The following is a 5225-nucleotide window of genomic DNA, read 5'->3' on the forward strand; positions in this document are numbered from 1 at the left end:
AAAAGCAAAGAGCAAAGCGAGGAGATGAAAAGAGTATTTAATAATATGAAAGGGTATGGGGATTTAGATTATGTAAGTGCTTGGTATAAAAAGTCGGCAGAGTTTATAAAGGGTACAAAAATAAAAGCCGCTTTTGTTTCAACCAATTCTATAACACAGGGTACGCAGGTGAGTATATTGTGGGAGAACCTTATAAAAGACTGCGGGGTGCATATACATTTTGCCCATAGAACTTTTGAATGGAATAATGAAGCGAAAGGCAAGGCGCATGTATATTGTGTGATAATAGGGTTTGCTAATTTTGAAGCAGATAAGAAAAGACTTTTTGACTATGAGGATATAAAGGGCGAGCCTCATGAAATAATAGCCGAAAATATTAATCCTTATTTAATAGATTTTGAAAATATTTTTATAGTAAGTAGAAAAATACCTATATCAAAAGTACCAGATGCAATATTTGATAATTCGCCTTTAGATGATGGAAATTTTATATTTGAAACAGAAGAAGAAAAAGAAGAATTTATAAAGAAAGAACCTAATGCAGAAAAATATATTAGACCATTAATTAGATCTAAAGAATATTTAAATAATAAATTATCCTATTGTTTATGGCTTGAAAATATTTCGCCTGCAGAATTAAAAAAAATGCCTTTAGTAATGGAAAGGGTAGAAAAAGTAAAACAATACAGATTAAATTCTACAAGAGATGCAACTGTTAAACTTGCAAACACTCCGTATTTATTTGGGGAAATAAGACAGCCAAAAGATAATTATATTTTAATACCCAGAGTAACTTCTGAGAGAAGAAAATATATACCTTTTTCTTTTTTTGATTCAAATTATATTCCTGCTAATAGTTGCATTATTATACCAAATGCCGAGCTTTATCATTTCGGCGTACTCACTTCAATAATGCATATGGTTTGGGTTAAGTATGTTTGCGGTAGGCTTAAGGCTGATTACAGATATTCCAAAGACATAGTATACAACAATTTCCCTTGGCCTTTATCCGCAGCTCCAGACATTAAAAAAAGCATAGAGGTTAGTGCTAAGGCGGTGCTTGATGCTAGGGCTATGTTTCCAGACTCATCACTTGCCGACCTTTATGACCCTCTAACTATGCCTAAGGCTTTAATTGATGCTCACAGTAAGTTAGATGCTGAAGTTGACAAGGCGTATGGCGTTAAGAAAAATGAACTCAAAAACGAAAGCGACAGAATTAAATTCCTATTCAAAATGTATGAGAAGTATATTGATAATTTATGATTTTGTTTTTTATTGTTCTTTTTCCCGCGTACGAGCTGTACCACCTTACCGCACGGTAATGCTATGCTTTAATTATAACTTCTTAGTCGTGCGGGGGAGTGGCTTTTAATGTACAATTAAATTATAAAATTTATAATAAAAATGCAGTTCTTCGCGAAGCGTATCCGAAGGATATAAGCTTCTTTTATACCAATAAAAGAAGTGGGGGTTCGGGGGCTAGTCCCCGAGAATAAAAAACTTAAAAATATTTTTTGATAGAGTTTAAAATTTTAGTGTATATTAAAACTATTATTTTTTATAAATTTTTTGTTGTTCTTTTTCCCGCCGCAAAAAGAACCAAAAAGTGCAAATAAATAAAATAACACTAATTAATTTTATATGTATTTATTTTAATAAAAAAGGCATGCATCATAAAATGCACGCCTTCAAAATAATTAGCTCTTATGTTTTTTATATATAGTTATACATTAGAATAAACTGCCTCTGATGAAGCCTCTTTATTATTCTTTTCTTCTTACAATGCCTTTCTTTTCATTTTTTGGTAAATGTATGTGTACATGATACTTGCCATTAAAACTGTTACTATATCGGCTATAGGCTGTGCCCATATAATACCTTTTATGCCGAATAATTTTGTACCTATAAGTATTGTAGGGATAAATGCTATTCCCTGTCTGCTTATAGAAAGTATTAAAGAAGGAATTGATTTTCCTAATGCTTGGAATGTAGACATAAATACAAATTGAAAGCCTATTATAGGAGCTATTGAATAACTTGCTATCAAGAATCTCACTCCATAATCAATTACCTCTTCATTATTAATAAATACTTGAACAGAAGCTCTTCCAAATATTAAAGATAAAATTAAAAGTAAAAATCCTATTATTACGCTTACAAGACAGGATATCTTTATAGCAGCATTCATTCTTTTATAATTTTTAGAAGCAAAGTTGTATCCCACAAAAGGCTGAAGCCCTTGAGAAAGTCCTATAAATACTAATACAACAAGAGTAAATATTCTCTGTGCTACACCCAAACCAGCTACCACATTATCGCTATATCCTGCAGCTAAATTGTTTATTAATATGTTTGAAGCACTCATAAGTATGTTATTAATAGAAACAGGTATTCCTATAGAAAATACATTGATAAGTATATATTTATGCAAAGTAAATTCTTTAAAATGTATTGATAGGAAAGACTTTTTTCTTAATATATGGTATATGTAGTAAATAGTAGAACAAGCATTACCAATTATTGTAGCTAAAGCAGCACCAGCAACCCCCATATTCATATAAAGAATCATTATAGGGTCTAATACTATATTCACCACAGTACCAATCATCATACCAATCATAGCCTCTTTTGAAGAACCCTCAGACCTTACAATCTGCCCCATAGCCATCTGATTAACTACAAAAGGAGCTCCAAATGCTACTATTATTAAATAGTCCTTAGAAAATTGATAAGTGTTCTGACTAGCACCTGATATTTTTAATATGTCTTTCATAAATATCAAGTATACAGCCATAGAAATGAATCCTACTATAATACTCGCATAAAAAGCAAATGCAGATATTTTTTTTACAGATTCATAATCTTTAGCACCTAATTTTCTAGATATGTAAGAACCGCCTCCTATACCAAATATATTCCCAAAAGCCATAAGAAGCAAATATATAGGCATACATAATGATACAGCAGCAACCTGATTAGGGTCTCCAGTTTGTCCTACAAAGAAAGTATCTACCATATTATAAAAAACATTGACTAACATTCCTAATATTGTTGGAAGTGCTAGCGTAATTAGAGCTTTGTGTACAGGATAATTTTCAAACAATTCGATTTTTTTATCTGTCATACGTTTGTACCTCCTTTTATTGGTTGTTAAATTATAGATTATACCAAATAAAAAAATATATCAAGCAATAAAAAAAAGAAATTTTTGATATTTATATATGTTTTTTTATATTTAAAATGATATATGAGCTACATTTTATACATTATAAGGCTTGTAGACTTTTTTATTTATAAAGTTTTAAATATGTTTTATAAAGAAAAATTAATAATAATTGATAAAAAACTTAATTTACAAAGCCCGCCCTATATATTTATTGTTTTATTTGAATTTTTTATTTTTAATATTTTTTGCATTTATATAGATTTTTTTAATACCCGCCCTAAATTTTTTAAAAGATAAAAATGTATATCCGCACGCAGAATAAAATTTAATATATTAATAAACTTATAATTTGAATTTTATTATATAAAAAAGTTTATTCCACCGTGCGGTAATAATTTTTTAAGTTGTTAATTATTCTCACCATACCAATCTACATTGCGTGTGAAGTACATTGCAAGAGCAATAACGGCAAATAACCCTAATGTACCCATAAGCAATGCATAATCAGTTAATTGTAATATTCCAAACAAGAATATATAAATCAAAGCCTCTACTATAGCCATTGAAATAGTGTATCTTGGAGATTTTATAATGTATCCTATGTAAATAGAAGTTAAAGCTGTAACCATTAAAGCACTAAAAAAATAACTAATATTAAAATTGATATGCTCAGATATTGCTAAAAGCAGAAGATAAAATATTGCATTAGCTATTCCTATGAGTATATACTGCACAGGGTGTATGCGTTTTTTTGAAAGCACTTCGCATAAAAATAATACAAAAAACGGAATAAATATAAATAATATAGCATATTTCACGCTTCTTGAAGTTTTCTGATAATTATCATTAAGAAGTAAAAATGACACTAAAACATTATTAGATTCTTGGTTGCTGGTATAATATTGGTTATTGTCTATATTGTTTAACCTATTAGAATTTTCATCGCTAGTCCAATATTTTGTAAATGAAGTATTAAAACTTGCTATGTTCCATTCAGCATTAAATCCATTATTATTAACTTCTCTTTTTGTAGGTAAAAATCCTCCTGTAAAACTAGGGTCTTTCCATTTTGAAGATATTTTAAAAGTGTTTTCAGAAGCTAATGGGGTTATTATGAGAGAGTTTCCGCCTTGAATGTCCATTGTTATATTAAAATCAAAACCGTTTAATATATTATCTCTTGAAATAGTGTATAGAAATTTATTATTAAACATATTTAAATCTATATTAATATTTTTCTCATAATATTTAAGCTCTTCATTTTGATTGATTAATATATTAGGAAGCTTCATAAGATTTTTTTTATTTCCTATGCCTAATATAATCATAGCCTCATCATAAAGTATAATAGTGTTATTTTTATCTAAATTATATATTTCAGCATTATATTTATCGAATCTTCCTGTAATATTTAATTTAGAATTAAAAATAGGAGCTTTAAAAATCCCCCTGCTTAAACTTGTAACATCAACATCTCCAGTAACATTATATTCATTAGGCATATAAAAAATATATTTTCTTGTATAACCTATCTCTTTGGTGTTGCTGTCAATAAACTTTTCTAAATATGGTATAGATATAACTACTCCCTGTATATTTGCACTGTCTCCCACAGGCTCTATTATAGAAGATATAGCTTCATTTTGATAACGAATTCTATCTCTTACAACACTATTTATAAAAGTCATAGGTATTAAAAGCAATAGTCCTAACACCACTATTATTATTATTTTAAATCCTAAAGTTTTAGTTACTTCATTTATATTTTTTATCATGTTTAAGCCTTTATTTTTAATTAAATAGTATAAACTAAATATTTTATATTTTGTCAAATTTTTAGCCCTACGGGCACGCTTCGCAGGGGCAAAGCTCTGCAAATAATAAAAATGGGGCTGGCCCAGATAACTAAAAAAGCTCCTTTTTCGCTAGATTATATATAATTTCCAATTGTTTGTCAACTTTTGGATTATTAAATCTAAATTGACATTCTTTAATAAATAAGTGAAAATGTGCTTTTGGTATTCCATTAAATTTACGAAGATGTCTTTTCGCTTGA

The 5225-nt window shown here is 28.7% G+C and carries 3 protein-coding genes and 1 pseudogene; 1 reads left to right on the forward strand and 3 read right to left on the reverse strand.

The genetic code is table 11. From position 1 onward, the window contains the following. The coding region (locus tag EPJ72_RS12440) for a type IIL restriction-modification enzyme MmeI (RefSeq protein WP_439897276.1) at window positions 1–1266 on the forward strand (1266 nt) is incomplete at its 5' end. Window positions 1267–1780: 514 nt separating this feature from the next. Here EPJ72_RS12440 and EPJ72_RS12445 read toward each other — a convergent pair. The 3 genes and pseudogenes from EPJ72_RS12445 to EPJ72_RS13555 all read right to left on the reverse strand — a co-directional run. Beyond that, a complete protein-coding gene (locus EPJ72_RS12445) occupies window positions 1781–3127 on the reverse strand; it encodes an MATE family efflux transporter (protein WP_147732433.1) in 1347 nt (448 codons plus the stop codon). Window positions 3128–3576: 449 nt separating this feature from the next. Then, window positions 3577–4944 (reverse strand): cell envelope integrity protein CreD, encoded by a 1368-nt coding sequence (creD, locus tag EPJ72_RS12450; RefSeq protein ID WP_147732434.1) that lies wholly within the window; start codon window positions 4942–4944, stop codon window positions 3577–3579. A gap of 130 nt (window positions 4945–5074) precedes the next feature. Beyond that, window positions 5075–5225 (reverse strand): annotated as a pseudogene (locus EPJ72_RS13555) (IS1595 family transposase); the annotation flags it as partial.

It is taken from the genome of Brachyspira pilosicoli (genome assembly GCF_008016535.1).
Taxonomy (GTDB): Bacteria; Spirochaetota; Brachyspiria; order Brachyspirales; family Brachyspiraceae; genus Brachyspira; species Brachyspira pilosicoli_A.